This is a genomic window from Peribacillus sp. NPDC058075, from assembly GCF_042885195.1.
Taxonomy (GTDB): Bacteria; Bacillota; Bacilli; order Bacillales; family DSM-1321; genus Peribacillus.
Genome location: NZ_JBHVSL010000002.1, coordinates 452,718 through 479,702 on the forward strand (window position 1 = coordinate 452,718; position 26,985 = coordinate 479,702).

At 43.2% G+C, this 26,985-nt stretch carries 33 protein-coding genes, 1 tRNA gene and 1 riboswitch; of the genes, 8 read left to right on the forward strand and 26 right to left on the reverse strand.

All coding sequences use genetic code 11. The annotated features are described in order from the left end of the window. Nucleotides 1-131: 131 nt before the first annotated feature. Nucleotides 132-479 (forward strand): YflT domain-containing protein, encoded by a 348-nt coding sequence (locus ACFVS1_RS19900; RefSeq protein WP_352924132.1) that lies wholly within the window; start codon nt 132-134, stop codon nt 477-479. A 75-nt stretch (nt 480-554) separates the two neighbouring features. Here ACFVS1_RS19900 and ACFVS1_RS19905 read toward each other — a convergent pair whose 3' ends face one another. Genes ACFVS1_RS19905 through mobA form a run of 4 tightly spaced genes read right to left on the reverse strand, consistent with a single transcriptional unit; the run spans nt 555 to nt 2,914 of the window. Then, on the reverse strand, nt 555-1,574 hold the full coding sequence (locus ACFVS1_RS19905; RefSeq protein WP_352924134.1) for a MoeB/ThiF family adenylyltransferase: 1,020 nt from the start codon (nt 1,572-1,574) through the stop codon (nt 555-557). Nucleotides 1,575-1,598: 24 nt separating this feature from the next. Further along, on the reverse strand, nt 1,599-1,832 hold the full coding sequence (gene moaD / locus ACFVS1_RS19910) for a molybdopterin converting factor subunit 1 (RefSeq protein ID WP_352924135.1): 234 nt from the start codon (nt 1,830-1,832) through the stop codon (nt 1,599-1,601). Continuing rightward, nucleotides 1,825-2,289, reverse strand: a complete 465-nt coding sequence (locus ACFVS1_RS19915) for a molybdenum cofactor biosynthesis protein MoaE (protein ID WP_241589582.1) — start codon at nt 2,287-2,289, stop codon at nt 1,825-1,827. Before ACFVS1_RS19915 ends, moaD begins: the two co-directional genes overlap by 8 nt. Then, on the reverse strand, nt 2,279-2,914 hold the full coding sequence (gene mobA, locus ACFVS1_RS19920) for a molybdenum cofactor guanylyltransferase (RefSeq protein WP_352924139.1): 636 nt from the start codon (nt 2,912-2,914) through the stop codon (nt 2,279-2,281). Before mobA ends, ACFVS1_RS19915 begins: the two co-directional genes overlap by 11 nt. A 367-nt stretch (nt 2,915-3,281) precedes the next feature. Here mobA and pdxK point away from each other — a divergent pair, with 367 nt between their 5' ends. From pdxK to bshB2, 3 genes are all read left to right on the forward strand, one after another. Next, on the forward strand, nt 3,282-4,109 hold the full coding sequence (pdxK, locus tag ACFVS1_RS19925) for a pyridoxine/pyridoxal/pyridoxamine kinase (protein ID WP_387549922.1): 828 nt from the start codon (nt 3,282-3,284) through the stop codon (nt 4,107-4,109). Between the two features lie 124 nt (nt 4,110-4,233). Further along, nucleotides 4,234-4,581 (forward strand): YojF family protein, encoded by a 348-nt coding sequence (locus tag ACFVS1_RS19930; RefSeq protein WP_096339115.1) that lies wholly within the window; start codon nt 4,234-4,236, stop codon nt 4,579-4,581. A 97-nt stretch (nt 4,582-4,678) separates the two neighbouring features. Next, complete coding sequence (gene bshB2 / locus ACFVS1_RS19935) at nt 4,679-5,344, forward strand: bacillithiol biosynthesis deacetylase BshB2 (RefSeq protein ID WP_352924143.1); 666 nt, start codon at nt 4,679-4,681, stop codon at nt 5,342-5,344. 148 nt (nt 5,345-5,492) lie between these two features. On the opposite strand, the gene ACFVS1_RS19940 is transcribed toward bshB2, so the two are convergent. Together ACFVS1_RS19940 and ACFVS1_RS19945 are read right to left on the reverse strand one after the other, a co-directional pair. Continuing rightward, complete coding sequence (locus ACFVS1_RS19940; protein WP_387549925.1) at nt 5,493-6,698, reverse strand: MFS transporter; 1,206 nt, start codon at nt 6,696-6,698, stop codon at nt 5,493-5,495. Nucleotides 6,699-6,716: 18 nt separating this feature from the next. Then, on the reverse strand, nt 6,717-7,136 hold the full coding sequence (locus ACFVS1_RS19945) for a MarR family winged helix-turn-helix transcriptional regulator (protein ID WP_352924147.1): 420 nt from the start codon (nt 7,134-7,136) through the stop codon (nt 6,717-6,719). Nucleotides 7,137-7,288: 152 nt separating this feature from the next. On the opposite strand from ACFVS1_RS19945, the gene ACFVS1_RS19950 reads away from it, so the two are divergent. Together ACFVS1_RS19950 and ACFVS1_RS19955 are read left to right on the forward strand one after the other, a co-directional pair. Continuing rightward, a complete protein-coding gene (locus tag ACFVS1_RS19950; protein WP_387549930.1) occupies nt 7,289-7,672 on the forward strand; it encodes a hypothetical protein in 384 nt (127 codons plus the stop codon). Nucleotides 7,673-7,691: 19 nt separating this feature from the next. Then, nucleotides 7,692-7,901 (forward strand): hypothetical protein, encoded by a 210-nt coding sequence (locus tag ACFVS1_RS19955; protein ID WP_387549932.1) that lies wholly within the window; start codon nt 7,692-7,694, stop codon nt 7,899-7,901. Nucleotides 7,902-8,067: 166 nt separating this feature from the next. Here ACFVS1_RS19955 and ACFVS1_RS19960 read toward each other — a convergent pair whose 3' ends face one another. The 20 genes from ACFVS1_RS19960 to ACFVS1_RS20055 form a co-directional block, all read right to left on the reverse strand. Continuing rightward, the gene (locus ACFVS1_RS19960; RefSeq protein ID WP_387549934.1) at nt 8,068-9,156 is read right to left on the reverse strand and encodes a PQQ-dependent sugar dehydrogenase; all 1,089 of its coding nucleotides are present in this window, start codon (nt 9,154-9,156) and stop codon (nt 8,068-8,070) included. A gap of 27 nt (nt 9,157-9,183) precedes the next feature. Next, the gene (locus tag ACFVS1_RS19965; protein WP_387549936.1) at nt 9,184-10,050 is read right to left on the reverse strand and encodes a Cof-type HAD-IIB family hydrolase; all 867 of its coding nucleotides are present in this window, start codon (nt 10,048-10,050) and stop codon (nt 9,184-9,186) included. A gap of 165 nt (nt 10,051-10,215) precedes the next feature. Then, nucleotides 10,216-11,334 carry a PRK06851 family protein gene (locus ACFVS1_RS19970; RefSeq protein WP_387549938.1) on the reverse strand — a complete coding sequence of 373 codons (1,119 nt, stop codon included), beginning with the start codon at nt 11,332-11,334 and terminating at the stop codon, nt 10,216-10,218. Nucleotides 11,335-11,423: 89 nt separating this feature from the next. Further along, nucleotides 11,424-11,900: a Cys-tRNA(Pro) deacylase gene (ybaK, locus tag ACFVS1_RS19975; protein ID WP_101223884.1), complete on the reverse strand. Its 477-nt coding sequence runs from the start codon at nt 11,898-11,900 to the stop codon at nt 11,424-11,426. A gap of 97 nt (nt 11,901-11,997) precedes the next feature. Beyond that, nucleotides 11,998-13,542, reverse strand: coding sequence for a gluconokinase (gene gntK, locus ACFVS1_RS19980; protein WP_387549940.1), 1,545 nt, complete (start codon nt 13,540-13,542; stop codon nt 11,998-12,000). 181 nt (nt 13,543-13,723) lie between these two features. Next, on the reverse strand, nt 13,724-13,897 hold the full coding sequence (locus ACFVS1_RS19985) for a GntT/GntP/DsdX family permease (RefSeq protein WP_352924384.1): 174 nt from the start codon (nt 13,895-13,897) through the stop codon (nt 13,724-13,726). A 112-nt stretch (nt 13,898-14,009) separates the two neighbouring features. After that, nucleotides 14,010-14,126 (reverse strand): GntT/GntP/DsdX family permease, encoded by a 117-nt coding sequence (locus tag ACFVS1_RS19990; RefSeq protein WP_352924386.1) that lies wholly within the window; start codon nt 14,124-14,126, stop codon nt 14,010-14,012. 136 nt (nt 14,127-14,262) lie between these two features. Next, the gene (locus ACFVS1_RS19995) at nt 14,263-14,961 is read right to left on the reverse strand and encodes an ATP-binding protein (RefSeq protein WP_387549942.1); all 699 of its coding nucleotides are present in this window, start codon (nt 14,959-14,961) and stop codon (nt 14,263-14,265) included. After that, entirely contained in the window at nt 14,958-15,452 is a 495-nt protein-coding gene (locus ACFVS1_RS20000) for an ECF transporter S component (RefSeq protein ID WP_241589571.1), read from the reverse strand. The genes ACFVS1_RS19995 and ACFVS1_RS20000 overlap by 4 nt, the downstream gene beginning before the upstream one ends. Nucleotides 15,453-15,454: 2 nt before the next feature. Further along, on the reverse strand, nt 15,455-16,039 hold the full coding sequence (locus ACFVS1_RS20005; protein WP_241589569.1) for a cob(I)yrinic acid a,c-diamide adenosyltransferase: 585 nt from the start codon (nt 16,037-16,039) through the stop codon (nt 15,455-15,457). A gap of 14 nt (nt 16,040-16,053) precedes the next feature. After that, nucleotides 16,054-16,518 (reverse strand): bifunctional adenosylcobinamide kinase/adenosylcobinamide-phosphate guanylyltransferase, encoded by a 465-nt coding sequence (locus ACFVS1_RS20010; RefSeq protein ID WP_387549945.1) that lies wholly within the window; start codon nt 16,516-16,518, stop codon nt 16,054-16,056. Then, nucleotides 16,434-17,051: a histidine phosphatase family protein gene (locus ACFVS1_RS20015; protein ID WP_387549947.1), complete on the reverse strand. Its 618-nt coding sequence runs from the start codon at nt 17,049-17,051 to the stop codon at nt 16,434-16,436. The genes ACFVS1_RS20010 and ACFVS1_RS20015 overlap by 85 nt, the downstream gene beginning before the upstream one ends. After that, nucleotides 17,009-17,800 (reverse strand): adenosylcobinamide-GDP ribazoletransferase, encoded by a 792-nt coding sequence (gene cobS / locus ACFVS1_RS20020; protein ID WP_387549949.1) that lies wholly within the window; start codon nt 17,798-17,800, stop codon nt 17,009-17,011. The genes ACFVS1_RS20015 and cobS overlap by 43 nt, the downstream gene beginning before the upstream one ends. Then, entirely contained in the window at nt 17,797-18,372 is a 576-nt protein-coding gene (locus tag ACFVS1_RS20025) for a bifunctional adenosylcobinamide kinase/adenosylcobinamide-phosphate guanylyltransferase (protein WP_352924167.1), read from the reverse strand. The genes cobS and ACFVS1_RS20025 overlap by 4 nt, the downstream gene beginning before the upstream one ends. Next, on the reverse strand, nt 18,345-19,418 hold the full coding sequence (gene cobD / locus ACFVS1_RS20030; RefSeq protein ID WP_387549952.1) for a threonine-phosphate decarboxylase CobD: 1,074 nt from the start codon (nt 19,416-19,418) through the stop codon (nt 18,345-18,347). The genes ACFVS1_RS20025 and cobD overlap by 28 nt, the downstream gene beginning before the upstream one ends. Continuing rightward, on the reverse strand, nt 19,393-20,358 hold the full coding sequence (gene cbiB / locus ACFVS1_RS20035; RefSeq protein WP_387549954.1) for an adenosylcobinamide-phosphate synthase CbiB: 966 nt from the start codon (nt 20,356-20,358) through the stop codon (nt 19,393-19,395). The genes cobD and cbiB overlap by 26 nt, the downstream gene beginning before the upstream one ends. Next, nucleotides 20,355-21,827, reverse strand: a complete 1,473-nt coding sequence (locus ACFVS1_RS20040; RefSeq protein ID WP_387549956.1) for a heme ABC transporter ATP-binding protein — start codon at nt 21,825-21,827, stop codon at nt 20,355-20,357. The genes cbiB and ACFVS1_RS20040 overlap by 4 nt, the downstream gene beginning before the upstream one ends. A gap of 6 nt (nt 21,828-21,833) precedes the next feature. Then, nucleotides 21,834-22,889, reverse strand: a complete 1,056-nt coding sequence (locus ACFVS1_RS20045; protein ID WP_352924174.1) for a FecCD family ABC transporter permease — start codon at nt 22,887-22,889, stop codon at nt 21,834-21,836. Beyond that, a complete protein-coding gene (locus tag ACFVS1_RS20050) occupies nt 22,852-23,817 on the reverse strand; it encodes an ABC transporter substrate-binding protein (RefSeq protein ID WP_352924176.1) in 966 nt (321 codons plus the stop codon). Before ACFVS1_RS20050 ends, ACFVS1_RS20045 begins: the two co-directional genes overlap by 38 nt. A 165-nt stretch (nt 23,818-23,982) precedes the next feature. Further along, a riboswitch (cobalamin riboswitch) is annotated at nt 23,983-24,155 on the reverse strand. Between the two features lie 88 nt (nt 24,156-24,243). Continuing rightward, nucleotides 24,244-25,095, reverse strand: a complete 852-nt coding sequence (locus tag ACFVS1_RS20055; protein ID WP_387550138.1) for a polysaccharide deacetylase family protein — start codon at nt 25,093-25,095, stop codon at nt 24,244-24,246. 226 nt (nt 25,096-25,321) lie between these two features. On the opposite strand from ACFVS1_RS20055, the gene ACFVS1_RS20060 reads away from it, so the two are divergent. Both ACFVS1_RS20060 and ACFVS1_RS20065 read left to right on the forward strand, forming a co-directional pair. Further along, a tRNA-Arg gene (locus tag ACFVS1_RS20060) sits at nt 25,322-25,395 on the forward strand. Nucleotides 25,396-25,570: 175 nt separating this feature from the next. Then, nucleotides 25,571-26,617 carry a tyrosine-type recombinase/integrase gene (locus ACFVS1_RS20065; RefSeq protein WP_387549959.1) on the forward strand — a complete coding sequence of 349 codons (1,047 nt, stop codon included), beginning with the start codon at nt 25,571-25,573 and terminating at the stop codon, nt 26,615-26,617. Nucleotides 26,618-26,985 lie beyond the last annotated feature (368 nt).

Genomic DNA, 26,985 nt, shown 5'->3' on the forward strand with positions numbered 1-26,985 from the left:
TCTTCCATATAAATGTTTATCAGTGCCCATATGAGGTTATATACTACTATAGCCAAACAGCAAGTGTAATAAGCAAGATTCCATTTACCTATATTCAAGAGAATCTAACTAAAATTCAAGGAGGAGTTTATATGTATCAAGTACATGTAGTAGAAAACGGTTTACAAGCAAAGGAAAAAATCGATGAATTAGTTACATCAGGTTATACGAAAGATGATGTATATTTGTTTGCCCATGATAAAACCCGTTCAAAACACCTTACCGAGAATACCCATACAGAAGGTGTAGGCATGAAGGAACAAGGTTTCCTTGATACCGTCGGAAATCTCTTTAAATCACGCGGAGATGAACTTCGTAACCGAATGAGCAACCTTGGCCTTAGTGATATGGAGGCAGAACGTTACGAGGAAGTGCTTGATGAAGGAAAGGTAGTCATCGTTGCTTCCAAACAAGATAATAAAGACGGGGTTACACACTAATACCCGCTAACCATTACCCTATATGGATTCATAAGAAAGCGAGGCCCCTAACCTGTGGCCTCGTTTTTTATAATCTTATCCCAAAATTCTTTGGTACGTGGCCTTTGCATGGACCATGTCCTTCGTACCGTGAATCAACGCCCGTCCATCCTTGAAAATGACGATACGCTCCCCAGCTTTTTCACAAGAGAGAAGAAATGGATTGAATTTCACCAAATAGCCGCTGCCATCCAGATCCTTGGCTAGTTTCTCAAGTTGCAGTTTCAAAGGTTTTGGCGGTCTTACCTGTACAGTATCCCTCCCGCAAAGAACAGCCGTTTTCGTTGCATTTTCCATTGTTAAAAAGGGGTATGTCCTCTGCTCTCCGCATGAGAGACAATCTTTCTTTTTCGCTTTTGTCAATTTAACGGTTTGGTATTGATTTCTCCACATATCAAAAGAAACAAGTGCAGGCCGTACCGATTCCCAATCTTCAACAAGGATTTTCAAAGCTTCGGCAGTTTGGTGGGCCACTACCATCGTTACAGCCGGTGATATGATTCCTCCTGTGTCACAGGTCATACCTTGAATGGGGATCGCTTTAAGCAAACAGTGCAAACATGGGGTCTGTCCGGGAATGATTGTCAAAGTCATGCCCACACTTCCTACACATGCCCCATAAATCCACGGTATATGAAGCTTTTGTGATAAATCATTAATGATCATCCGTGTCTCAAAATTATCGGTTGCATCCAATATCAAATCAACATCTCCAAGCAGCTGCTCGAGGTTCTGGGCAGTTGCATCCATGATGATGGCATTCACTTCAACTTCATGATTGATATCAAATAAATGACGCTTTGCCGCTTCTGCTTTTGGCAGTTTCTCCTCGACATCCCGTTCCGTATACAATTGTTGGCGCTGTAAATTACTTGTCTCGACATAATCCCTGTCGACAATGGTAAGCTTCCCTACTCCTGCCCGAGTAAGGGCCTCGGCATTAGCAGATCCCAAAGCCCCTGCACCAAGAAGCAGTACATGCTTCTTCATAATTTTCAATTGGCCCCCTTCACCAATGGGGGCGAATAAAGTCTGCCTTGAAAAACGCTCTTTCACCGTGAACCCTCCCTTCCGAATGCTTTAGCCTCCACTTACTGGCGGAATGAAAGCTACGGTATCTCCATCAGATAGAATCGTGTCATCATCGGCAAATTCTTCATTGACCGCCGTCATCACGGTTTCTAGACCTTCCAATTGAAAATCCACCTTCATTTTTCCTTTTAGCTCCGCCACACTCATTCCATTTCCTTCTAAAGAAAGAGTCTCTTTGCCTAGCTCATCTTTCAATTGGGCAAATAAAAGTACATTAATCATCAATATCCCCCTCTTCCGGTTTCCCCGATGGATATGAAACGGTTTCCAACTGGTTTCCTACCCATGTCTCCCCATCTTCCCAGTGTTCTTTTTTCCAAATCGGGACGATTTCTTTAATTCTTTCAATCGCATACCTATTTGCCTCATATGCATCATTTCGGTGTGGCGTACTAACGGCAATAACGACTGCGATATCCGTGATTTCAAGTTTACCTACACGATGGGTGATCGCCGTTTCTGCATCAGGCCAACGCTCCTTGATCTCAGATCCGATTTGCTCCAATTTCTTGATGGCCATCGGTTCATACGCTTCGTATATTAAGAAGAGAGTCTTTTTTCCTTTCGTCATTTCCCTCACCGTACCGATAAAGGTCGTGACGGCACCTGCATTTCGACTGACTACTTTATCAATCACTTCCTGGATGACAATCGGCTCTTTTGAAATATTATAATTCATGTCTACCATCCTTTATATATAATTCAGTTTGATCAATATAACCTGCCTCTTGAAAATCTTCCATCGTATTCATATTGAAAAAAAGGTATTGAAAATGTTCAGGGTTTTCGCGATATAACGTAAAGTCGCTTTCTTTCATGATTTTTACCGAAATCTTTTCCAAAAATAGACTCATTTTCAATTCATGTTTTAATAAACAGTCCGTCAGTACAGGAAGACACCTTTTATGGTAAACAGCAAAAAGCGGCTGGAGCCTGCCATTTATTTCTGGAATGACAGCATCGAATTGAGGTTCATAATAGGAAATGATATCCTTTATGGCATCAGCATTCACAAACGGCATATCACAGGCGGCCAGGAACTGAAGCTCCGTTTTCGATGAGGTCAACCCTGCATGCAATCCGCCAAGAGGTCCTTGATCTTTATGTAAATCCGGAATGAGCGGCAGCTGCAGAAAACGATATTCTTCAAAAGTATTCGTAATGACCATAATGTTTTCTGACACTTTTTTCAATTCGGATGCCACTCTTGAAATGTTCACATCGCCACCTATGGTCAACAGGGCCTTATTCACGCCCATACGACTTGATTTCCCTCCAGCTAAAAGCAACATTGTCCATTCCATAGAAATCACCCTCCCTTTTTTGGGTTTAATCCAGCATCGAACGGTAAAGCTATACTAAGTATCCACTATATTTAAATATTTTAAATCAACTTTGAAAATAATGACACTTTCACAAACTTTGCTTTGTATATCAAAAAATGGAAAGTAGGATCAAAAGCTAAAAAGCAGCCCACCCACCCATTGTATATTCTTATTTCCAGGTCCGAAAAATGACACATGCGTGGCCATTCCATTACCTTTCTTAAGGTACTCATATTAAGGTGAGTACTAAGTTTTACATAAAAGAAATTTTGGTATATTCTAAAAATAGGATATTAACTGGTATGCTGATAATATCGATATCTAATTCTCCTGAGGAGGTCACATAATGACTATGAAAAGAGCTATGACAGTTGCCGGATCGGATTCGAGCGGCGGTGCCGGTCTTCAAGCGGATTTAAAGACATTCCAAGAATTCGGCGTTTACGGTATGTCCGCATTAACGACAATCGTGACGATGGATCCAAAGAATGGCTGGTCCCATAATGTATTCCCTACACCGGTCGAGGTTTTGGAAGCCCAAATCGAAACGATTCTATCAATCGGCATTGATGCCATGAAAACGGGAATGCTTGGATCAGTGGAAATCATTGAACTTGTTGCCCGTAAAATAGACGAGTTGAAGCTGGACAAGGTCGTAATCGATCCAGTCATGGTTTGTAAAGGTGAAGATGAAGTATTGCACCCTGAAACGGCTGTAGCTCTGCGCGAACTGCTTGTTCCACGTGCAACTGTAGTCACGCCAAACCTGTTCGAGGCCGCTCAGTTAGCGGGCACTGCGCCTATCAAGACGATTGACGATATGAGGGCTGCAGCCAAAAAGATTCATGCACTTGGTGCAAAATTTGTCTTGATCAAAGGCGGTAATAAGCTGGATCATGATAAAGCCATTGACCTTTTATATGATGGAAATGAATTTGAAATCCTTGAATCAGAAAAAATCGAAACGACCAATACACATGGTGCCGGCTGTTCATCTTCAGCAGCCATTACGGCTCAATTGGCTGAAGGGAAAAGCCCGCGTGAGGCTATTCTCATTGCTAAAGACTTCATCACCGAGGCCGTTCGCCATTCTTGGAAGATGAATGACTATGTTGGACCTGTCAATCATGGTGCATACCATAAATATGGAATCGCTGAAAAAACACAAAAATAAAACATCAAGTTTAAAGGCCGCTCAAATTCATCGAGCGGCCTTTTTCGCTTTTTTTGTTTTTATTTAGTAAAATAGAAAGAAGGAAAAGCTTATCTAGCCGCCCAGTTAAGGAGGAAATTATAGAATGAAACCTATAGACCGTACAGAGGTGCAAAATGCCATTGATTCTTTCGCAGGACAAGATGTATATCTTCACCTTGAAACGACAAATGGTGCCTATGCCACTCATGTAGATGAAGCTTTCTTTTCGGCAGGTGCTTATATTCGTAATGCTCTTATACAGTATGAACATGGGAAGATAGTTGGGGATGGACCCTACCGCATCGGCTTGAAGCTCAATATTGGCTGGGTATATGCAGAAGGCGTTAACCACTTCGAAATGGATGAACAAGGAAGATTGCTATTGGCAGGCCTTGATTTTTCCGGAAAGCTTGCTGTCTCCATGCAGCTCAGTCCCACTCCATTTGAATGATGACAACTTGCATGATATATATCATATGATTCCGATGAAAACTCCCATTTACCGATAACCATACTCACTGTAAGTAGAACGGAAGGAGAAATATACTTTGGAAAAAGAACGCCATGTATTAGTTATATTCCCACATCCCGATGATGAAGCCTTCTCGGTTTCCGGAACGCTTGCCCTTCATAGAGAAGCGGGCACTCCTGTCACCTATTTATGCTTAACATTAGGAGAAATGGGCCGTAATTTAGGAAACCCTCCATTTGCAACAAGAGAATCGCTCCCTAAAATTCGTAAAAAGGAATTAATCGATGCAGCAAATGCGATTGGCATCCAAGATTTACGCATGCTTGGATTGCGTGATAAGACCATTGAATTTGAAGATGATGAAAAGCTGACTTCATTATTTACCGATGCCATCAATGAATTAAATCCTTCATTGATCATTACGTTTTACCCAGGATACAGTGTCCATCCAGACCATGAAGCGACAGCACGGGCTGTGGTGCGGGCCGTTGAAAGAATGGAAGCGAAAGAGAGGCCTAAACTTCATTGTGTCGCCTTCTCGAATAACTGCATTGACGAATTAGGACAACCTGACATCATCCATGATATCTCTGCCGTCGAAGAAAAAAAGGTAGCCGCATTCACTGCCCACCGCTCGCAAACTCAGGCAATGGTGATCGATTGGAAAGAAAAATTCGAAAATCAGGATGCAGATTTTCTAGACTGGATTCGCAAAGAACGATTATGGACCTATAAATTTTAAAAACCGCCAATATGGCGGTTTTCTTTGTTTATGGCATAAAAAAAAACGCCTGTGGGATACAGGCGGAGAAAAGGGGGATACTTTGGAAAATCAATCATAATATAAGCATCCCCAAAATTCTTCATTTTATACAATCATATTCAAAAAATCAGGCAGACAAGCGTTCCTCATGCTGCATTTTCACTCTTGCCGAGGCTTTTTTTCCATGCGCCAAGTAATAAATGCCAATAAGTATGAACGCAAAGATCGACATTCCAATGAATAACCCTTTGAACCCTGTATATGGAATAAGGAATCCCAATAGGAATGGGCCCACACCAATACCGAAGTCATACATGGTAAAAAACGTGGATGTGGCTAAACCCATCCGATTTGAGGGGGCTTCCTTGATGGAAATCGCTTGACTGCTTGATTGGAACGTACCATACCCCACTCCGATAAAGGCGCCGGCAATCAGAAGCGTGATCCCATGATGGGATTGACTCAGGATGACCATACCGACAGCAAATAGCAAGAGCGATGGGTAAATGACTGCATTTTCCCCCTTCACATCAAACATCCGGCCTGTAAACGGACGGGACGCCAAAAGGAATACAGCAAATACGACAAAGAAAAAGCTCGCCGCATCCATTAAATCCATTTCCTTTGCAAAAGACGTTAAATAGGACAAGATGCTCGAATAGGTAAATCCGGCAAATCCGATAAAAATGGAAATGGGCAGTGCCCTTTTTTCAAAGTAATCACTGATTTTAAATCCTTTTTGTGGTGAAGCTCCGACCTTTTCCCCTTCAGGCACATTCATGAATAACGATGCAACTAAAGAAAACGCGGCAAATAAGGAGGCTGCATAGAAAATGATGGAATAACTGAAATGCTGTGTTATCAGCAATCCAATAAACGGACCGAAAGCCATTGCCAAGTTTGTACTCATGGCAAAGTAACCTGTGCCTTCCCCGCGTCTTTCATTCGGAATGATATCTGCAGCAATCGTTCCAGTTGCCGTAGTGGCAAGGCCGAAAGCAAAACCGTGAATAAGCCGATCAATCAATAAAAGGGATAAACCATTCACCAGGAAATAGCCAATGGATGCAATCAGGAATAGCACCAACGAGCCAAGCAACATCTTTCTGCGGCCGATCTTGTCAATTTTTTTCCCTGCAATCGGTCTGACAAGCACAGCCCCCAAAACAAAAATACTCGAAGCAAGTCCTGCTTGTGCTTGCGACGCATGAAAATTATCCATCGTGTAAATGGTCAATGTCACCATCAAGACATAAAAAGTTAAAAATAGAAAAAAGTTTGCAGACGAGACAATCAGAAAGTCTTTCGTCCACAATTTCGGTTTGTGATTCATTTCAATCCTTCTTCCTTACTATTGTTTTAATTTTTCCTTCAGGAAAATCAACGTGCGTAACGTTGCCTCCCGATCCTCATCAGCCAAACCGCTCATTAATTGAAGTTCAAATTCTTCAACTACCTTTTTGGCCTCTTGATAAGTCCTTAAACCTGACTCCGTTAATTGTATTCTCCGTTCCCGTTTATCTTTTCCTGGGACTTGTTCAATCAACTCAAGTTCTTCCAAGCGGTTTACCGTCCTGGTTACCGTCGGTTTCTCCACATCTAAATAAGTGCTTATTTCAACAAGCGTAGAACAGCCAAACTGACTCAGATAATATACAATCGACCATTGGGAATGATAAAGATCAACCTTGGCCAATTGTTCATTTAACTTTTTGGTAAATGACCTTGAAAATTGTAAGTTATGATGAAAAAAACCATTTTGAAAGGACAAAGGTATTCCTCCTGAAAATTAGTTACCTAGGTAACTATACACCTATTCAATAAAAATGTCTAGCCTTCGGACGAACGAAAATATTCGTAGACACACTGTCCTATGCTTCTCCATCGCTTCCGGGACAAAATTCAGGAGGTTCATGCTTATAATTGGAGGTTTCGAAAGAAATACTGTGGTTTGGAGCAAATACTCGTGAGTTTCACCCACTTTTACTCGTGAATTCCGGGCATTTACTCATGAATTTGGGACATTTACTCGTGAGTTTCTCGCTTTTACTCGTGAATTTGGGACATTTACTCGTGAGTTTCACACTTTTACTCGTGAATTTGGGACATTTACTCGTGAGTTTCACGCTTTTACTCGTGAATTTGGGACATTTACTCGTGTGTTTCACACTTTTACTCGTGAATTCCGGGCGAATACTCGTGGGTTTCACACTTTTACTCGTGAATTCGGGGCATTTACTCATGAGTTTCACACTTTTACTCGTGAATTCCGGGCATTTACTCATGAGTTTCTCGCTTTACTCGTGAATTCGGGGCATTTACTCGTGTGTTTCACACTTTTACTCGTGAATTCCGGGCATTTACTCGTGAGTTTCCCGCTTTTACTCGTGAATTTGGGCATTTACTCGTGAGTTTCTCGCTTTTACTCGTGAATTCCGGGCATTTACTCGTGAGTTTCCCGCTTTTACTCGTGAATTCCGGGCATTTACTCGTGAGTTTCCCGCTTTTACTCGTGAATTTGGGCATTTACTCGTGAGTTTCTCGCTTTTACTCGTGAATTCCGGGCATTTACTCGTGAGTTTCCCGCTTTTACTCGTGAATTTGGGACATTTACTCGTGAGTTTATGGGCATAAACCAAAAAGGAAACCCCGCTATTGGCGAGGTTTCCGATTATATGCTTCTTTTCTTCTCATTGATAACATCAAGGCAAATTTAACCGAGATAGCGGCAAACGATAAAGCTTATCATCCTTTTCATCAGGATTTCCTCGGCCGTCCGTATTGTTGCTTATGAAATAAAGAAATTCTTCATCAACGAATACATCGCGTATCCTTCCTGAGCCCGTAAAGATATTAGTCAGTTTTCCCCTTTTTACATCATAACTCTTAAGCGCTTCGCCCCTTAAGGCGGCAAAATAGAGCTTTCCATCAAAATAGGCCATGCCAGAAGGAGCCCATGTGTTTTCACCGGAATGAATCAATGGTTTTACCATATCAGCTTTCTGCTCATCGCCCTGTATCTCTGGCCATCCATAGTTCTTACCCAGATCCATTTTATTTATTTCATCGTGAGCCGAATCTCCGTGCTCACTTTCATACAACTGTCCTGCTTCATCCCAAGCAAGGCCTTGTGGATTGCGGTGACCGTATGAATAGATGTATGAATTCGCGAAAGGATTATCGTTCGGAATGGTGCCATCCAGGTTCATGCGCAGAATTTTCCCGCCTAACGAATCTGTGTCCTGTGCGATCTCAGCCCTTCTTGCATCACCTGTCGTTGCATATAGCTTATCATCCGGACCAATCTTGATCCTGCCGCCATGGTGGAAGTCCCCACTTGGTATTCCGTCGATTAAGGTCTCCATCTCCTGCCACTCATCATCATTTTTCTCTAAAATGACGATTCGATTGATGGAATTCCCTCCCTCTTCATACGTATAATAGGCGAAAGCTTGCCCACTGTTAGAAAAATCGGGAGCTAATAAAAATCCAAGCAACCCCGCTTCCGCTTTAGATGACAATGTCTTTTTTAGATTGACCTTTTGCCGTGCCATCTTATCCTTGTCCGATTCGACGATGGTTCCTGTCCGCTCCGAAACATACATTGTGTCCCCATTCTTCTGAATCGACCATGGGGCATGCAAGTTCGTTACCAGCACATCCGGATCTTCGCCTAAAGTGCCCGTCGCTTCCTTGTCAGGATTCGGCTCGGTTTTCCTGTCATCATCATTCATGTTACAACCAGTTAAAATCAATGCAGTCATAAGGAAAAATAAGAGCAATTTTTTCAAAAGCCTTTCCCCCTTCGATTCATGAGTTTAATAGGCTGACTGTTTAAGTACCTTTAAAATGGCCTCCGCGACACCGGATTCATCATTTCTGCCTGTTACTTCATCACACAGTTTTTTAATTTCGAGCGGGGCATTTCCCATTGCGACAGACAAACCTACCCGTTCAAACATGGATACATCATTATAATTATCCCCAATAGCCATCGTTTCCTGCATCGAGCCGGATTTTCCATTCACATATGTTTCAAGTGTTGTACCTTTTTGAGCTGTTTCACTCATGATTTCCACATTTTCACGTCCCGATGAAGTGACTGTAACTCCGTGTCCTTTCAATTTTGAAGCAATTTCATTTAATAAATTTAAATCCTTTGAGAAGCTGAGAATTTTATAATATTCCTCATTCGAACGGCTGAATAACTCGGAATAATCGGAAATGGAAGTTACCTGTCCAAGCTGTAAACGCTGCTCCGCAAATTTCCGCATATTCTCAGGGTCAATGTCCGGATTGGCTGTAACGAATACATCAACCAAAACGGATATTGCGTTTTCATAGTCTTTAGAATAAATTCCCTGACTCGTATATATTTCGAAATAAATCCCTTGTTCTTCGAGGAATTCAGCAACCATTTTAGCAGTGGCAGCAGGCATTGGATTGGAAGCGGCAATATTTCCGTCCTCCGTGAAGAGGGCAGCACCATTTACACAGATGACAGGGCAAACGATGCCTGCTTCATCTAAAGCGAACCTTGCTTCCACATAAGATCTTCCAGTAGCGATGATCACTTCCACTCCCTCGCTTTGCGCCTTTTGGATAGCGTGTTTATTTTCCTCACTGACCTTTTGCATTTTGTTTAACAATGTTCCGTCCATATCAATCGCAATCGTCTTTATCAATTCAACCGGCTCCTTTTTTTCAATATAATCCCTATTTTAACCGAAAGGACGTGGATAAACACGTTTAACAAACCCGTATCTATTCTTGTGTGACTTCCGTCATTAAAAAATCGTCTTATGTACATAAATAAACTGCACCTAATTAAATAGGTGCAGTTTGTTTTCTTAATGCAAAATCGTTTGGCTATCGACATCTTGTGCCCGCTCAATGATCTGTTCTTGGATGTCTCTTTGAATGTCATCGATGGCTGTAAAGTCCATTGCTTTTACATAAATCTTTTCAAGTTCGTCATGCAGCTCTTTCGCCTTAGCCAGATTTGCTGTCGCTTCATCCATTTTTTTCCGGTACCTGGTGGAAACATCCTTTATCTGATCGGCATAAATTTCATCTGTTCCAGGCAGGATCGCCGTTTTATATATATCTATGATTTCATCACCTTCACAACTCGGGAAGTATTCATGCGGTGATGTGCTGTCAAATATGGCGATCCCTACCTCCCGGACGATTACCATGTCCAAGCTATAAGGATCGAATCCGCAATGATATACTTCCACATCAAAGCCTCTTTGCTCCGCAGCTTTTGCAATCTTCTTCAGCATCGTTGATTTGCCGGAACCTGGACGCCCCTTTAAAAAGTACCGTTTTTGTATTCGTTCAGTAATATTTGGGATGAAATCAACTGCACCTTTTGGTGTTGCTGCCCCTAAGAATCGGTGACGAACATCTGACTTCTTATTCAGGGTTATATCTCTATAAAAGCCTTCTATCAATTTATTGGTCAACCCATTCAATTTAGCGAAATCAATATTTGCTTTATAAATGTCTTCCCATTCATCATGTATCTTCAATGCTTCAGCGAATAGGGCATATGCCTTCTCGAAACTCTTGCTTCTCGCATTCGTCAATCTTATGATGGCCGCTCTTTCAGAAGCCAGTTGCTGGGAATTCCAGGCAGCCCCTAGATTGACATATTCCTCAATGGCCCCAGGTGCCTTCGGCTCAATCACATGCGGCGCGGTCCCATCCACGAGTCCGATTTTCAAAGCAGGAATGATCACTCCATCGATGGAATCATTATCGGACGAACAATGTAAATACTCGATGTCATAGTCTTTATCCAGCCATTCTTGGCCGATTTTTTTCATAATGGTCGATTTACCGGAACCTGGTCCGCCTTTTAATATGAATAATCTTTCCAGACCTGCCAAATTAGAATCATATAAACTATAAAAACCTTTAGCCGTATTGCCTCCTGCGAAATAATGCATCACTTTTCCTGTCACTTTCACACTCTCCCTCACAATACAGATGTGATCTTCAAGACAGCGTATGCAGAAAAGAACTAATAGGTGAATGCCTACAGGTTAACAGTCTATTTTATTAAGGCTGCAGATTCCGCTTGTGTGACCTCCAGGAATTCTGACGGTTTTAACACGATCTGTGTACCGATCTTTCCTCCGCTTACGATGATTTCAGGCAGGTTTGCTGCACTTTCGTCAATAAAGGTCGGGTATTGCTTTTTCATCCCGATCGGGGAACATCCTCCCCGAATATACCCTGTGTATTTTTGCAGATCTTTAACCGCAAGCATTTCAATTTTTTTTGCACCTGCGGCCTTCGCTGCTTTTTTCAAGTCCAGTTCGGTGGCTACAGGAATGACAAATACGTAAAGCTGCTGCGGTCCGTTATGGGTAACAAGCGTTTTAAAAACGGTTTCTGGCGCTTTTCCAATTTTGTCCGCAACAGTGATCCCATCGATTTTTCCGTCGCGGGCATCATAACTCATCATGCCATACTCTATACGTTTGTTATCAAGAATTCGCATTGCATTCGTTTTACTGGCTCCCATAGAAAATTCCCCTTATCGTTTTCTACCATCTTACCATTTTAATTACCAGGCAAAAAGAAAAGCACAGTGCCAAGTGCATCTGTGCTTTCCCTGAAAATCATTCTAAATGACGTCTTTGGAAATCAGCAATTCTCTTGTAGTCGCCTTCCAATTGCCTGCTCACGGATAAATAAATCGACATTAATTCTTCATATACTTTAACGTTCTCTTCGATCGGGATAAGTTCATTCGTTTCACCAACCATACCTTCAACCTCATCAAGGCTTTGGATTTCGCCTAAAGCGTATAATCCAAGAACGGCCGCACCTAAGCTTGAACTCTCGAAGCTTTCAGGAATTGTCACGTTTTGATTGAATATATCAGCCATGATCTGGCGCCAGAGCTTTGAGCGGACAAATCCGCCGCTTGCATGGATCTTCTCGGGAGCACCCGTCAATTCCTTAACAGCAAGAAGGACACTGTACAAGTTAAACATCACACCCTCCAGCACTGCCCGGACCATATGGTCACGAGTGTGATGAAGCGCCAGCCCGAAGAAGGAGCCCCTTGCATCGGCACTCCATAATGGTGCCCGTTCCCCTGCCATATACGGGTGGAATATCAAACCATCAGAACCAGGTGCAATATTTGAAGCCATTTCCGTCAGGATCTCATAGGAGTCCTGTCCCGAAGCCTTCGCTTTTTCGATTTCCACACGGCCCAACTGATCGCGTGCCCATCGGAAGGTGATTCCCCCATTGTTGACCGGTCCGCCGATTACCCAGTGATTCTCAGTAAGGGCATAGCAGAATGTCCTGCCTTTCGGATCGGTAAGCGGCCGGTCACTGACGGTTCTTACGGCACCGCTCGTTCCGATTGTCACTGCCAGAACGCCTGGCTTGATTGCGTTTTGCCCTAAGTTGGCAAGCACACCATCACTCGCGCCAATCACAAACGGGGTACAAGCCAGAATGTTCATTTTTGCAGCTAATTCCTCACTTAAGCCTGAGAGGATATGCGTTGTAGGGACAAGCATCGGCAGCTTATCAGCCCCAATTCCAGCAATGGTGAGTGCCTCTTCATCCCACTTCAGGTCATTCATGTTGAACATGCCCGTTGCAGAAGCGAGTGAATAATCCATCACATACTCATTGAAAAATTTATAGATGATGTATTCTTTAATTCCTATAAATTTGTCCGTTTCGTTAAAAATCCCGGGATGCTCATTTTTTAACCACATTACTTTCGTGATTGGGGACATCGGGTGAATGGGTGTTCCGGTCCTGTGATACAATTGCATCCCCTGTTCCGAAGCCTTCAGTTTCTTCGCATAGGCAACACTTCGATTATCCGCCCATGTAATGCTATTTGTCAGCGGGCTGCCGTCTTTACCCATGGCGATCAAGCTATGCATCGCCGAACTGAACGATATGAAGCCCAGTTCTTGCTTTTCTATTCCGCTTGCAATCATAACCTCGCCTATAGCAATGATGACCGCTTTATAGATTTCTTCGGGATCTTGTTCCGCCACGGAAGGAGTTGGACTGTGTAGAGGATATCCCCTCGAACAAGATTGGACAACCTCTCCCCCTTTTGAAAAAAGAACAACCTTCGTACTCGTCGTACCAATATCGATCCCCATCATATAACCTGAATGTCCCATATTTACAACATGCTCCTTTCTCTTAAACAATTGAATTCAATAGTAAGATTAGGATAAGTGAAACGTATAATATAATCGTATCCATAACCGTCCAAGACTTTTAACGTTTGTGAGACTGTTAAATTAAATCTTTAGCGACATGGATTATAAGCAACGGCTTCATCCACCCCGCTCGTGATCACTACCATTTTAAATGCACCGCACCCCTCGGTAATGAAGATGATGGACGCAGTTGCGACGGGGCAGCGGGCATGAATTGGTTTATTTCTTCTTTATTAAAACCTCTAGCGCATCCCAATGTAAAGAATGAAACGACCACAGAAATCATTAGGGCGATGATTGGTTTTCCAATCATTACCTGTTTAATCTTCAGCAAACAAAGCACCGAAAGCCTCGATCAACAATAATAAGACCGGTATTGCCATCATCTTCCCACGCATGTTATCTAAACCGAAAATGAGTGCCATCTAACCAAGAGTATTACCTCCCCTTATCTGAACAGCATCTGCAACATCCGGAATATCCATACCTGCGATAATCCCTAAAATGACGGAAGCAAGAAGTAACGCAATAAATGGGGAGATTTTGCTTTGGCTATGATAACGATCAAGAGCGAACCATTGTTATGGCCAACAAACAATAAAAGTAAGAATCAATGAAAAAAGCATCGAATCAGTTCTTTGTGAATCCAACTCGATACCTGATTCAGTCATGAGAACATCATTCTCCAATGAAAAGAGGACCGGATATATGCTTGATTTCTTTCTCCAGATGATCAGGATAGGCAATGAGGAAGCAGGTGGATGGTCCTGATGATTTTTCGATATCGACTTTATCACTTATATGCACAGAAACACCTTCACCACTTTGATCGAGGTGCTTCCATTCATATGCTATCCCTTTTGAGCCGACTGGAAGTGCCTGAACGCCTTCCATTTCACATAGGCTTTTATATAAAGATAATGGCGCGACCCAATCTTGCTGTTCCATTACTTCTTCTCCAACGAGCGGCCTGCCGATCAAAGCGATTTTCCGTGAAGGATGCTGCTTTTTAATTCGTTCATTCAATCGCTTACCAATCACCATAAGACCAAGTGCTGATTGAAGAAGCGGCATGTTACTTTCTGTGCTTCCAGTAATGGGAAGGTCCTCCATTCCCAATTCACCCAGCCCCTTTTTGACACCCCTGGTCAAGTCCTCCCAGGCTTCATCACCGCAGAAATTATTTAGAACGACGGATACGGGTCTTCCGCCAATGCTTAAACACTCCATGACGGCAACCCGAAAGGAATAATAGCCAATGACCTCATAAGGGACATGGACAAGGTCCATCTCTTTCAGCCCGATACCGCCGCTATTATCACTAGAAACAATCAATGAATCTGATTCGGAAAATGGCAAAATCAACGAATCACTCATTCTACGAGTCCATCTTTAAAAATCATTTTTTTCAAAACAGGCTCCAAGCGTGGCAGTAAAAGGGCAGCCAATACTACATTTACCGCCGTCGCTGCCGTTAATCCCGGCACCAATAACGTGTAAAAACCAGGGCTGATCAGAAATGCGAAAGGCAGGGCTAAAACGAAGGCATTACCGATAAAGAAGAGGAAAAATGCGCCTACTTTTTTTCCGTGTATATATAAAATGCCAAACATCCATGCCAAGACTGCCATTTCGACCATGATCAAAAAGTGGAATGGCCCAAGCGGCATGCCGCCGATGAACGCTGAAATGATATGACCAAGCCCAGCTACAATAGCCCCCGATACCGGGCCAAGTATGACAGCCGCCAAAAGGGCCGGAAAGCTATCTAAAGCGATGCTCCCGATCGGGGAAGGGATTTTAATCATTGCCCCTACCGCCGATAAGGCAATGAATATAGCGATTGCACTAATTTTTCTTACGTCCATGTTTACTCTTTTTCCTTTCTTTTCCCTCCACGGAACACATTTGCGCTGCGGATATACTCCACATCTTTCACACCAAGACGGAAATTGATCACACGTGCAACAGCAAAGAAGTAATCCGACAAACGATTTAAGTATTGAAGTGATAATGGTGAAACAGCCGCACCCGACTTGATCAATGAAACGACCAATCGTTCTGCCCTTCTTGTAACAGTTCTGGCAATATGAATGGTTGCAGCCGCTTTTGAGCCGCCAGGCAGGATGAACTTTTCCAATTCCGGCGCTTCAAGTATGAAGGCATCTATTCGTTCTTCCAAATAGGTAATGGCCTCATCCGTCAGCTTTTGTGGGGCTTTCTCGGAAACGGTTGCCAAATCTCCGCCGCAGTCAAATAACTCATGCTGGATTTTCTCTAGATCGGCCAGTATATCCGTAAATATCGCAGGATCCAATTCAGTCACCGCAAGACCGATATAGCTATTCACCTCATCCACCGTTCCATATGATTCAACTCGGATGTCATCCTTATCAAGCCGACCTCCGATTACGCTTGTTTGTCCCTTATCCCCTGTACGTGTATAGATTTTCATCCCAATTGCCTCCTCTACTTTATTCGCTGGTTAATTCCATACCAGATGATATCAACGCGCTTTGATATGGATGCTACATCTTGAAAGACCCATCCGCAGGCATCGCGCCATCTGCGATCTTTTGCTTCGATCGGGACAATGCCTTTGGAAATATCAGAACCGATCACAATGCAATTGTGTTCATCTCTTTCTTTCTCCCATATTCGCCAATCAGCCATGATTTCCTTCCATCTTTTTCGAATCGAATCTGAATCCATCTTTTCTGCATCTTGTTGAATCCATGCATCCAACCCTTGCAATACAACGGTCCTGCCTTGGAAATCAATCAATTCCGGCCGTTCTTTTCGATAACCGGAAAGCCAAAGGACATCATTTTCCATATCATACAATTGCTTTACCCATTTGGTTTTGCCATTATAGGCGCCTCCTGTAACAAAGTGCAGCGTTCTCCCCTCCTTAAGCTGTTCCGGTCTTCCCATATCAGCTCATATCCCCTGCCATGGGAAATTCCCCAATCAAAAAAAGACTTTTCCTGCGGGGCATAGCGGACCAATAAATCACGAATTACCCCTCCATGCGTCATTAGGGCAAATCGGTTCTCCTTACAGGCAATCAATTGTTTCCAGCCATTATTCACACGTTCGGAAAATGCCGGATAACTTTCACCCCCAGGCACCAGTGCCTCCATGGGACGTTCCAGCCAATTAAGATAATCTCCATCTGTCTTCAACTCATGATACGTCCGCCCTTCCCAATTGCCGAAGTTCATCTCACGGAACGAAGCGTTTTTGACCGGAACTGCATTCGGAAACAGAAGTCGTACAGTTTCCACACAGCGGGGCAAATCACTGCTGTGTATTTTTTCATACTGTGGGTAAGAACCCCTTAAGTCCCATATTTCCTTTTCTCCTTCGATACTTAATGGAGAATCCGTCCAGCCTAAATAGGCCTTTCGTTCATTTGCTACTGTCAGCCCATGGCGAAGTAGTGTAATAGCCACAATATCAGCCATAACCAAAGCTCAACCCCTTCCACGGATGCCCCCAGTACATCCCCCGTTATCCCACCGAACCAACTGACGATTTTACGTTTTATATAAACCAGGAAAACCATTGCAGCCAGGCACATGATGAAAAATAAGGTGACAAGCTTAAAATCGATGACCCAGGCAAACGCCAGACTTACAAGGATGTACAGCCAATAAATGGGCAAACTGCTTTTCGTTACTGCACTTTGAAAAAAAGCACCGAGCCCCTCTTTTTTAGCCAGCGGCATCCGGATGAGTAAATAACCCATCACACATTTGCTTAAGAGCGGAAGGGCTATGATCAAGAAGTATGTCCATTCATTTACCCTTTGGACAATTTCATAGATAAATAGAAACCGGGCGGCCAATAGGACTATGACAGAGATGACACCGAATGCACCTGTCCTGGAATCCTTCATGATTTCCAAACGCCTATTCTTATCCTGATAGGAAAAAAAAGCATCACTTGCATCAATCCAGCCATCAAGATGCAAACCACCCGTTAACGCCATCGTTAAAAACCAAAGGAAAAAGGCAATCGCAAGCGATGACAATGGGGTCCATTCCACTAGTGCATATAAAACGCCGCCCAATATCAAGCCTAGCAAAAGACCTACTAATGGAAAGGTTTGAATGGCACGGTGAATATATTTCTTCTCCATCGGAAGCTGCTTCTTTATTGGAAAGACCGTAAAGAACTGCAGGTTAATTAAAAATCCGATCACTCCGCTCATTCCTGCATGCACCCTTTCTTCCGCAATGGAATTCCCGCTTCCACTAGATAGGCTTCATCGGCCTGCCCGACGATCGTTTGATGAAGCAGGCCCAGTGTTTTTCCGTATATATGGAGGAAATCGTCCTGAAAAATCGGTTCCTGCACCAATTCATTGCTCACGACTATTAAACAGCTGGATTGTTTTCTTATCTCATTGATCCCGGTTATGATTTTTGAAAAAACACTATTTAAGAATTCTTCTTCAAGCGGAATGCCAGGGCCAAATAGCTCGTTATCAAGCAGGGTTGTCAGACAATCGAGCAGAATGATGGATTCATGATCAATGTCAGCCCCTATTCTTGTAATATCCGTTGCGTATTCAGAGGTCTTCCAAGCAATCGGGCTGCTTTCTCTATCTTTACGATGCCTAAGGATGCGTTCACCCATTTCAACATCACTGACACGGCCGCAAGCGAGGTAATGCAAGTTCCCATTCGTTTGGAGCGCGAACTCCAATGCTTTTCTTTCTGCGAAGCTGCTTTTTCCTGAACGGACACCCCCGGTTATAAAACAGAGCCTTGCTTTCTCCACTGTCTTACCCCCTCCATCAGTGCTTCGTTATCATGTTCACCCTTCACTGCAAACCGAAGCCACACTCCGTCCAAACCCGGAAAATTATAGGTATGGCGCGGTACGATTCCTTTTTTCAGCAAAAAGGCGAAAAGGGATAGAGATTCATCCTTCACCAAATAGAAATTAACTGTGCTAGCGGAGACATTCAACCCTTGCTCCTCATAAAACCGGAATAGTTTTTGCTTTTGCCATGCAATATAGTCTCTTGTTTTTCTCATATAGGCTTCTTCTGCAAGACAGATTTTCCCCACTTCAAGCGCCACGTGGTTGACGCTCCAATGCGGCTTATAGTTTCTTACCCGTTTTATGATGTCAGGTGTCGCAAGCAAGTAGCCTAGTCTCAAACCCGGAATTGCAAAAATTTTAGTCATTGATCTAAGAATAAGTAAATGTGGAAATACATTGATTAAAGCAGCATAACTAAAGGCATCTTCCGTAAAATCATAAAAAGCCTCATCCAAGACTACCAGGCAATCCGCTTTTTGGCATTCCATGATCAATTCCCTGACTGCATCCCGATTAAATGAAACACCCGTAGGATTATTAGGCGTACATAAGAAAATTGCATCATATTCGGGTAATCGCGGAATCAATCGCTCCAAGTCCAATTGCCACTCAGGAGCATCAAGCTGGTGAAAATCAACCTTACATCCTGATGCCAAACAAGCTTCAGCATATTCCGCAAATGACGGCTGAATGATCAGCACCCTTTGATTGGCTAATCCGTTCGCTACCAGCATAATTATTTCAGCACCACCGTTCCCCACCAAAACGGATTGCTCAGGAAGAGCTTCTTTTTTTGCAATGGATTTTGTCAGTTCAATGGCATGCGGATCCGGGTACTGAAGGATTCCTTCGAAAAACCCAGACCACTGTTCCTTTATGCGTAAAGGCGGACCCAATGGGTTGATGTTAGCACTGAAGTCGAGAACCGCTTCAGGCATCTTGATTTTCAGCGCTTCATAAAGATAATGAGGATTAGAGCCATGAGAAGGTAATATCAAGAATAAGCCCCCCTAGCCATAGCATCAGCAGAAATAGAAAAGATGACCGATGCATGATGGTAATCGTTTTTGGTATATGTTTTGCTTCCAATCGAACAAGCGGAACTCCCATCCTCGCACGGTCGGAAACAATTCCTTTGTACATATTACGGCCTCCAAGCTGTATTCCCAAAATCGCAGCAACGCCTGCTTCACACCACCCGCTATTCGGGCTTGGATGTTTTTTTGCGTCATTGAATAATATTTTCCATCTGGCACCAAATCCATGATAGCGGGATTTTGAGCTCAGTAACATCAGGTAACCGGTGAGGCGGCTGGGAATCCAGTTCACGATATCATCGAGCTTGGCTGAAGCCCAGCCGAATTGCCCATATTTGTCATTTTTGTACCCTACCATGGAATCGCAGGTATTAATTGCCCTGTACACCATAGCGAGCGGCGCACCGCCAATAGCTGCCCAAAACATGGGGGCCGTAATCCCATCGCTGGTATTTTCCGCTACAGTTTCCACGGTGCCCCTGACAATTTCGGATTCATCAAGATCAGCCGTATCACGGCCCACGATATAGGAAAGCTTTAGCCTCGCTTCAGGAAAATCTCGTTCATTAAGCGGAAGGCAAACATCCATCCCGGCTTGCTTCAAGCCCTTTTGAGCAATCGTAGTAGAAATGACAGCAGCTTCCCAAAGGATACCTGCAAGAGGATGGATAAGATAAGCCAAATAGACGGTAAGACCCGTAATCAATAACACCGCCGATAAGACGATGATCAACATGAAGAGTCCATTCCGTTTCTTATATGCCCCTCTATTGAATGCCAGATCGAGCTTGCTTATCGACGTTCCTATCCATTTGACTGGATGCGGCCAATTTGGCGGATCACCGATTAATAGATCAAGGAAAAATGCCAGCGTAACCGCAAAAAGATGATGATAGATCATAAATCCTCAATCCGTTTCCGATTATTCTTTAATGCTTCCACTGTACAATCATATACACCGCGACTGATCAGCTTCCCTAACGGAGTGATGGTGCCTGCATATTGAAGCTTTGCCCCTCGTTGAGCAGCCGCAATCAAGATGCTGTCGGTCGATGTTCCTGTTGCACATGTATTTGTCACCTTATCCAGTACATGCAAATCATGAAGCGCTTTTACTTTTGCCTCGGTTGCAGTAACTATGCTGTGGATGAAAGCCTCTTCTGCCAAATGTCCATTTACGAATATCCATGTATTGATCGTTCCCGGAGCGGAACTCCAAGAATGCCGGTCAGCTAAAGAAGCGTCGATGGCATTTCCTACACCAGCCGTCACGATAATGAAAACAGAGAAATCTTCAACTCTTAAAAGCTTGAAAGCAACCGTGTCGAGAAAGACAGCTGTCATCATCCCTACCGTCTCCTGAGGTTCAAAACCATGAGCTTTTAAATATTCGGCCATTTCAACATGATGATCCTCGCAATCATAGCCATGATGTACGTGCCTATTCACAAAATATTTATGCCAGCCCGTCCCCGAACCAGTCACTCCGGAAGACATCGTTCTAAGCGGGATCGGAGAATCCAATTGAATCATCTCTGGTCCGACTGTCAGATAAGATTCATCGATTTCCAATGAGATAGTATCATGGACATGCTTTTCCGGAACGATGAACATCTGCGGTTTCGGAAGGGCGGGATGTGGATGTTTCTCGATCGTCGTATGATATACACCCTGAATCCGTTCCTGCTGGAGCACTTCATTCGGCACATCAACAACCTGAATTTTCCCTTTCTCAAGCAACATCAGCCGATCACAATATAACCCAGCCAAATTCAGGTCATGGAAAATTGAAATAACGGTCAAATTCTGCTCTTTTGCCATTTTCCTCATTAAATCAAGAAGGTCTTTTTGATAGGAAAGATCCAAGTGATTCGTAGGCTCATCCAAAAAAAGGATTTCAGGCTCTTGAGCAAGTGCCTGTGCCAGCAGGACCCGCTGCCTCTCCCCTCCTGATAATCGTTCAAAATGCAGATCCTGAAAATCGGCTACGCCCGTTTGTTCCATAACCCGTTGGACAATCGCTTCATCTTCTGCGGACCAACTATGGAACCAACCTGATTGATGAGCATATCGCCCAAGTGAGACCGTCTCTTTTACTGTATAGGAGAAAGCTAATGAGGAATGCTGAGGGAGCACAGCAATGACCTGTGCAAGTTGTTTTGACGAATAATCCTGCAAATCCCTACCTCTTATCCGTACGCTTCCGCCCTTATAATCGAGCACCCCGCTAAGCATACCTAAAAGCGTCGTTTTACCGCTGCCATTAGGACCAAGAATCCCGAATAATTCTCCTTTATGTACATCAAAAGAGACAGAGTCCAAAACAGCTTTGTTGTCATATCCACCTGTTAACCCTTTAACTTCAAGCATTCGTTTTTACCCTTCTCTCCGTCTCTTTAATAAAATCAGCGCAAATGCAGGTGCCCCGATAAGTGAGGTGATCACCCCGATCGGCAGTTCCGATGGGGCAATGACCGTCCGTGCTACAAAGTCAGCCAAAATTAGAAATCCGCTTCCTATCAGCAATGACAGCGGAAGCAAATGTTTATGGTCAGGTCCCCATATCTTTCGGACAAAATGGGGAATGACCAATCCCACAAAGCCAATCGCCCCTGAAACAGCAACCGCTGCCCCCGTCAATGTCGAACCGGCTATCAAGATCCACATTTTCCGTCGCTTAACATTCACTCCTAAGTGTTTTGCCCGGTCTTCCCCGAAAGTCATCGCATTCAATTCGCTTGTATTCATGATCAAGATCAACGAACCAAGAATAAAAAACGGCAAAATGATTGCAATATAATTCCATCCGCGCATTGAAACGCTTCCCATCAGCCAGCCGATGATTTGTCTTAATTCATCACCCGTCAGCGCAATCATCAATGAAATGAAGGCACTTAAAAACGAGCTGAAAATGATTCCCGTTAAAATGATCGTTTCCACTTTCATCGATCGATCCATTTTTTTTGCAAAGGTCAATACGCAGAGCATCGTGAGCACTGAGCATAAGATGCTCAATGCCGGAAGAGTGTAAAATCCGATGAGCGGCAATGATATATTCAAGAATATTGTCAATACGGCGCCGACCGATGCTCCTGATGAAATGCCTAATGTGTAAGGATCAGCGAGCGGGTTCCGGAGCAGCCCTTGAAATGCCGCGCCCGCAATCGCAAGCGATGCCCCGACCAAACCCGCAAGCAATACACGCGGCAAGCGGATGTTCATCACGATATTCGTCAGCATCACATCCGGATCAGCAGAAATCGGCAAATGAAAGATCTCCTTGCCGATTATTTGTAAAAGTACGGGAATCGGTACTGACACCGAACCAAAGGAAATGCCTATCGTCATTGCGAATAACAAAATAAACAACGCAATTAAATAAGCAAACGTCCATTTAGTTGTTAAATTGGTTCGGATAGACTGATTTGGCAAGTTCCTCTACTCCCTCTATCAAGCGTGGACCGGAACGGGTCACCAAGTCAGAATGGACATCAAAGACTTGGCCATTCTTAATGGCATTTACATCTTGCCATCCTTTTCGGCCCTTCACTTCACTTACTGCGTCTTTCGTATAATAACCATATGTTGTAATGATGACATCCGGATTTGCAGCAATCATCGACTCTTCATCAATTTTTGCCCAACCGTCCAATTCAGCAGCAGCATTATCAGCTGAAATAATTTGAAGCATCTCATTCATGAAAGTATTTTTTCCCGGTGTGTATATTTCAGGTGACGGCGAAACTTCCACTAAAACGGTCTTCCTATCCTCTTCCTTTACGGATTTGGCCTTTTCCTCGATATCCTTGAGCTTCGTTTTCATATCCGCAACGATTTCGTTTGCCTTATCATGTTCGCCCGTTGCCTTTCCAATCATTTCAATAGACTCATAGACTTGATCAAAGCTTTGTGCATCATTGACTACGAGGACATCTATTCCAGCATCCTTAAGCTGCTGTAAACCCTCATTCGAATTATGGGCACTTGATGCATGGGCAAGAACAAGGTCAGGCTTCATGGAGACAATCAGCTCCGTGTTCATTTCCATTCCGCCGACTTTTTCTATATCTTTCGTTTCTTCCGGGTAATTATCATTGTCGGAAACACCAATGACCTTTTTACCCAAACCAAGAGCAAAGACCACTTCCGTATTACTTGGTATCAATGAAACGATTTTCTTCGGTTTTTGTTCTATCGTTACTTTCTCCCCAGTTGCATCTTTAATCGTAATCGGGAAAGCTTCGTGTTGAGCATGATTCGTTTGCTGCTTTTCTTTTCCTTCATCAGTAGTGTCACTGCAGCCGACCATCATGCCTGCAACAAGCAACATCAACAGTATCAGACCAAAAATTTTCTTCATTTTCATTCCCCACAATCTTTTTATTTAATTTCTTTCCACCTAATAATCCCGGAAGATGCCCCAAAACAAAAAGCACCTCCCGTTAAACGGAAGGTGCTTGTATGGCAACAATTTCATTACGGACTTCTTTAGGGTCTGCCACACACCTTCCCATCCGCGTAGGTTACAGGTGTACGAATTTTGGCAGGTCTCCTGGCTCATGGTCATCGTCAACGGCACCTTCCCATATCTCATACAGTGGTACACAGCCGTCAGCTCCCATATACAGTGGCGGGACCGCGCTGGCATTTCACCAGCTTCCCTTTTAAGTCATTACGACACCAAATCGTTCGTATGTATATAATTTTCACTGCCTTCATTATACACCATGTAAGAATCGATTATTATATGATTTTTCTGAACAAGTTCGAAATGTGCCATCCACCTTCAATGATTAGAGGCATTTTCAACCAGTGACGCAAACCCATCGACTGATAACCCGGGTGAAATCCGAACCCGATGCAGGGCTTGCATCCCTTGCTCCCTTGAAGCTCCCCCAGGTTCGGTCGTGACTGCCATCTTGTATCCAGCTTCTTCTGACAGCCCGAGAGTCTCTTCGTTATATCGGCCAACCGGATAAGAAAGCACTGTCGTGTCCTGGTCGAGAATACGGTCGATTAGCTCCTTCGACTGGACCATTTCAGCCTCTTGCTGCTCTGCCGTCATGCGGTTCAGCTCCAAATGTTTGATAGTATGGCTTTCGATCGAAATCCCATTCCTGCTCATCTCCACCATTTGATTTTCAGTCAGGTGATGACCTTTATCAATGGACTTCCCGATCATGAAGACAGTTGCTTTCATATCATTTTCTTTTAATATCGGGAAAGCCTCCGTGTAGTTATCTGTATAGCCATCATCAAAAGTAAGCCAGACGCACTTCTCACTTGGCATCCGATTCTCGGTTAAAACGAGGAATGCTTCTTCAGGGGATAATGTATAGTAACCATTCTCCCGAAGCCAAACCATCTGTGAACGGAATTCCTCCCTTGGAACCCGAAGGCCATTGCCTTCAGAAATGCTGTGATACATCAATATCGGAAGCTGGACCGGGGACTCGGCCGTTATCCAGTCTCCCGTATCGATTTGTCCCTCCAGATCCTGCCCGGTCCCATTCTCGGCGGCCTCGGCCACTTCAATTTCATCTTCCGCAATCGGTACAGCCGTCTTTGTGCCTATCCCCTCTAAAATCCCTTGTGAGCATCCAGGTAAAATCAAAATTCCCAGCAATGCCGCCATCATTAAAACTCTATTTTTCCCCACTATCATTCTCCTATTTTTTTATAGTGAAATAGTACCAGAAAACGAGAGATTAATAAAGTATTCCATTAAATGAAAAAAAGGGAAAGACGAGAGTTTAGTGACCTGTTAAGCATTTATGAGGATTTTTTTTTCATAAGTATGTGCGATTAGCTTGAAAAGTTTGCCTATAAGAAATATAATAAATAAGTCGTCGACTTTTGTATATGTCCCAGTAGCTCAGCAGGATAGAGCGACAGCCTCCTAAGCTGTAGGTCGTAGGTTCGATTCCTATCTGGGACGCTAAAGTTTATAAGCCCTGTTATAAAGCGGTTTCTCCGTGTTATAACAGGGTTTTTTCTGTTGGTATGACCGTAAAAGCCGTAAATTGCATGTAGGATAAAAGCATTTCTGTACGTAGGAAACAGTGATATTCCATTTCACTATTATTTTTCTATGTCTGGAGGTGCTTTTTTTCATGAAGAAACAAGTTATTAAACAGCGTGGAACTGCGTTAAAGGAACGGAAATTGGACAGTAAGGCTACGGAAAGTTTCACGATTGAATACACACTGCAAGAAGCCTTAGATATTTTTCTCCGTGCAAAAGTTGCTGAAGGTGTCCGACAGCGAACATTAGGCGAATATGTACGGCACATTAGGTATTTAACGGAATACTTATCTGTTTATCATCCGTCTTTTAATTACGTTAGCGATCTATCCCCTTCCTTAATAAGAGAATATATCACTTTTTCAAAAAATAAGAAGGCTTATGCAGGCGATGAACAGCGTGAGAAAACCACTACTTTATCAGTAAACACAATAAATATAAGGTTACGTACGTTACGAACAATGTGTAAATTCTGGTTTGAAGAAGGAATAACGCCTGATAATCCAATGAAGAATATCAAGAATCTTAAACTGGATGCTGAAGAAGAAGTAAAGGGTTTTTCGGATGAAGAAGTAACTATGATTTTGAATTACTTTAATGAACGTAATTATGGTGAATGGCGAGATAAGCTTTTAGTTTTGCTTTTGCTTGATACTGGGATGCGAATTAACGAAGCTATTTCAACCAAGATTTCTAATATGGATTTTAAAGAATCATCAATCTTTATACCACCAGAAATAAATAAAAACAGAAAAGGTCGTCACATCCCTGTAAGCCGTGAAGTAATGCGAGAACTTAGAAAGCTACACGATGAATGTATCGGGTATTTTGGAGACCATGAAACACTATTTATGAACGCTTACGGTGAACCATTGACTGGTGACACAATCCGAAGAAGATTGCACAAAGTTGGAACAGCATTAGGAATACCAAAGGTACATCCACACAGATTTCGACATACTTTTATCCGTAATTACATATTGAATGGTGGTGACTTATTCACCTTACAGAAGATTGTTGACCACTCAAATATCACAACCACAAGAAAATATGTTCAATTGGATGACGTACACATCAAGGATCAGCACTCTAAGTTTTCACCAGTGAGAAAGTATATGAAGCGTAGCAATCGTTAAAAACAGAAAAAGACACAGTGTCACCAGCACTGTGCCGAGAAAAATAACCTACAAAACTGAATAACTGAACAGCTATCAGTCTGTTAATTACCTTCATCTTATCGAAAAAATTTCGTTAATGCAAGGCGTATTAAGTATTGTCTTTTTTAAGGCATCCTGTTAGTTGTCCTCTTGCTGGAATGCCTACTAATAGCAAGTAAATCAAACCTTGAAAGGTACTGGTTGTAGCCAATGCAGAAAATACAGTCGTAATCACATTTACAGCTTTCCTTGTTTGCTGGTGGTTACTAGGTGAGAACGACCATTAACGGTTCGGTTGGTTGCTTGGTGTGTTAAGGCACAGGTAGCAACAGACAAACGATAACATT

Bases quoted from the DNA above. Each gene is read 5' to 3' on its own strand.
- ACFVS1_RS19900 (WP_352924132.1), top strand. From the start codon at position 132: ATGTATCAAGTACATGTAGTAGAAAACGGTTTACAAGCAAAGGAAAAA.
- moaD (WP_352924135.1), bottom strand. From the start codon at position 1,832: ATGATTAATGTACTTTTATTTGCCCAATTGAAAGATGAGCTAGGCAAA.
- ACFVS1_RS19915 (WP_241589582.1), bottom strand. From the start codon at position 2,289: ATGAATTATAATATTTCAAAAGAGCCGATTGTCATCCAGGAAGTGATT.
- mobA (WP_352924139.1), bottom strand. From the start codon at position 2,914: ATGGAATGGACAATGTTGCTTTTAGCTGGAGGGAAATCAAGTCGTATG.
- pdxK (WP_387549922.1), top strand. From the start codon at position 3,282: ATGACTATGAAAAGAGCTATGACAGTTGCCGGATCGGATTCGAGCGGC.
- ACFVS1_RS19930 (WP_096339115.1), top strand. From the start codon at position 4,234: ATGAAACCTATAGACCGTACAGAGGTGCAAAATGCCATTGATTCTTTC.
- ACFVS1_RS19940 (WP_387549925.1), bottom strand. From the start codon at position 6,698: ATGAATCACAAACCGAAATTGTGGACGAAAGACTTTCTGATTGTCTCG.
- ybaK (WP_101223884.1), bottom strand. From the start codon at position 11,900: ATGGGAGCCAGTAAAACGAATGCAATGCGAATTCTTGATAACAAACGT.
- gntK (WP_387549940.1), bottom strand. From the start codon at position 13,542: ATGGGACATTCAGGTTATATGATGGGGATCGATATTGGTACGACGAGT.
- ACFVS1_RS19985 (WP_352924384.1), bottom strand. From the start codon at position 13,897: ATGATTGGAAAACCAATCATCGCCCTAATGATTTCTGTGGTCGTTTCA.
- ACFVS1_RS19995 (WP_387549942.1), bottom strand. From the start codon at position 14,961: ATGAGTGATTCGTTGATTTTGCCATTTTCCGAATCAGATTCATTGATT.
- ACFVS1_RS20000 (WP_241589571.1), bottom strand. From the start codon at position 15,452: ATGGACGTAAGAAAAATTAGTGCAATCGCTATATTCATTGCCTTATCG.
- ACFVS1_RS20005 (WP_241589569.1), bottom strand. From the start codon at position 16,039: ATGAAAATCTATACACGTACAGGGGATAAGGGACAAACAAGCGTAATC.
- ACFVS1_RS20010 (WP_387549945.1), bottom strand. From the start codon at position 16,518: ATGGGAAGACCGGAACAGCTTAAGGAGGGGAGAACGCTGCACTTTGTT.
- ACFVS1_RS20015 (WP_387549947.1), bottom strand. From the start codon at position 17,051: ATGGCTGATATTGTGGCTATTACACTACTTCGCCATGGGCTGACAGTA.
- cobS (WP_387549949.1), bottom strand. From the start codon at position 17,800: ATGAGCGGAGTGATCGGATTTTTAATTAACCTGCAGTTCTTTACGGTC.
- cbiB (WP_387549954.1), bottom strand. From the start codon at position 20,358: ATGATCTATCATCATCTTTTTGCGGTTACGCTGGCATTTTTCCTTGAT.
- ACFVS1_RS20040 (WP_387549956.1), bottom strand. From the start codon at position 21,827: ATGCTTGAAGTTAAAGGGTTAACAGGTGGATATGACAACAAAGCTGTT.
- ACFVS1_RS20050 (WP_352924176.1), bottom strand. From the start codon at position 23,817: ATGAAGAAAATTTTTGGTCTGATACTGTTGATGTTGCTTGTTGCAGGC.
- ACFVS1_RS20055 (WP_387550138.1), bottom strand. From the start codon at position 25,095: ATGATGGCGGCATTGCTGGGAATTTTGATTTTACCTGGATGCTCACAA.
- ACFVS1_RS20065 (WP_387549959.1), top strand. From the start codon at position 25,571: ATGAAGAAACAAGTTATTAAACAGCGTGGAACTGCGTTAAAGGAACGG.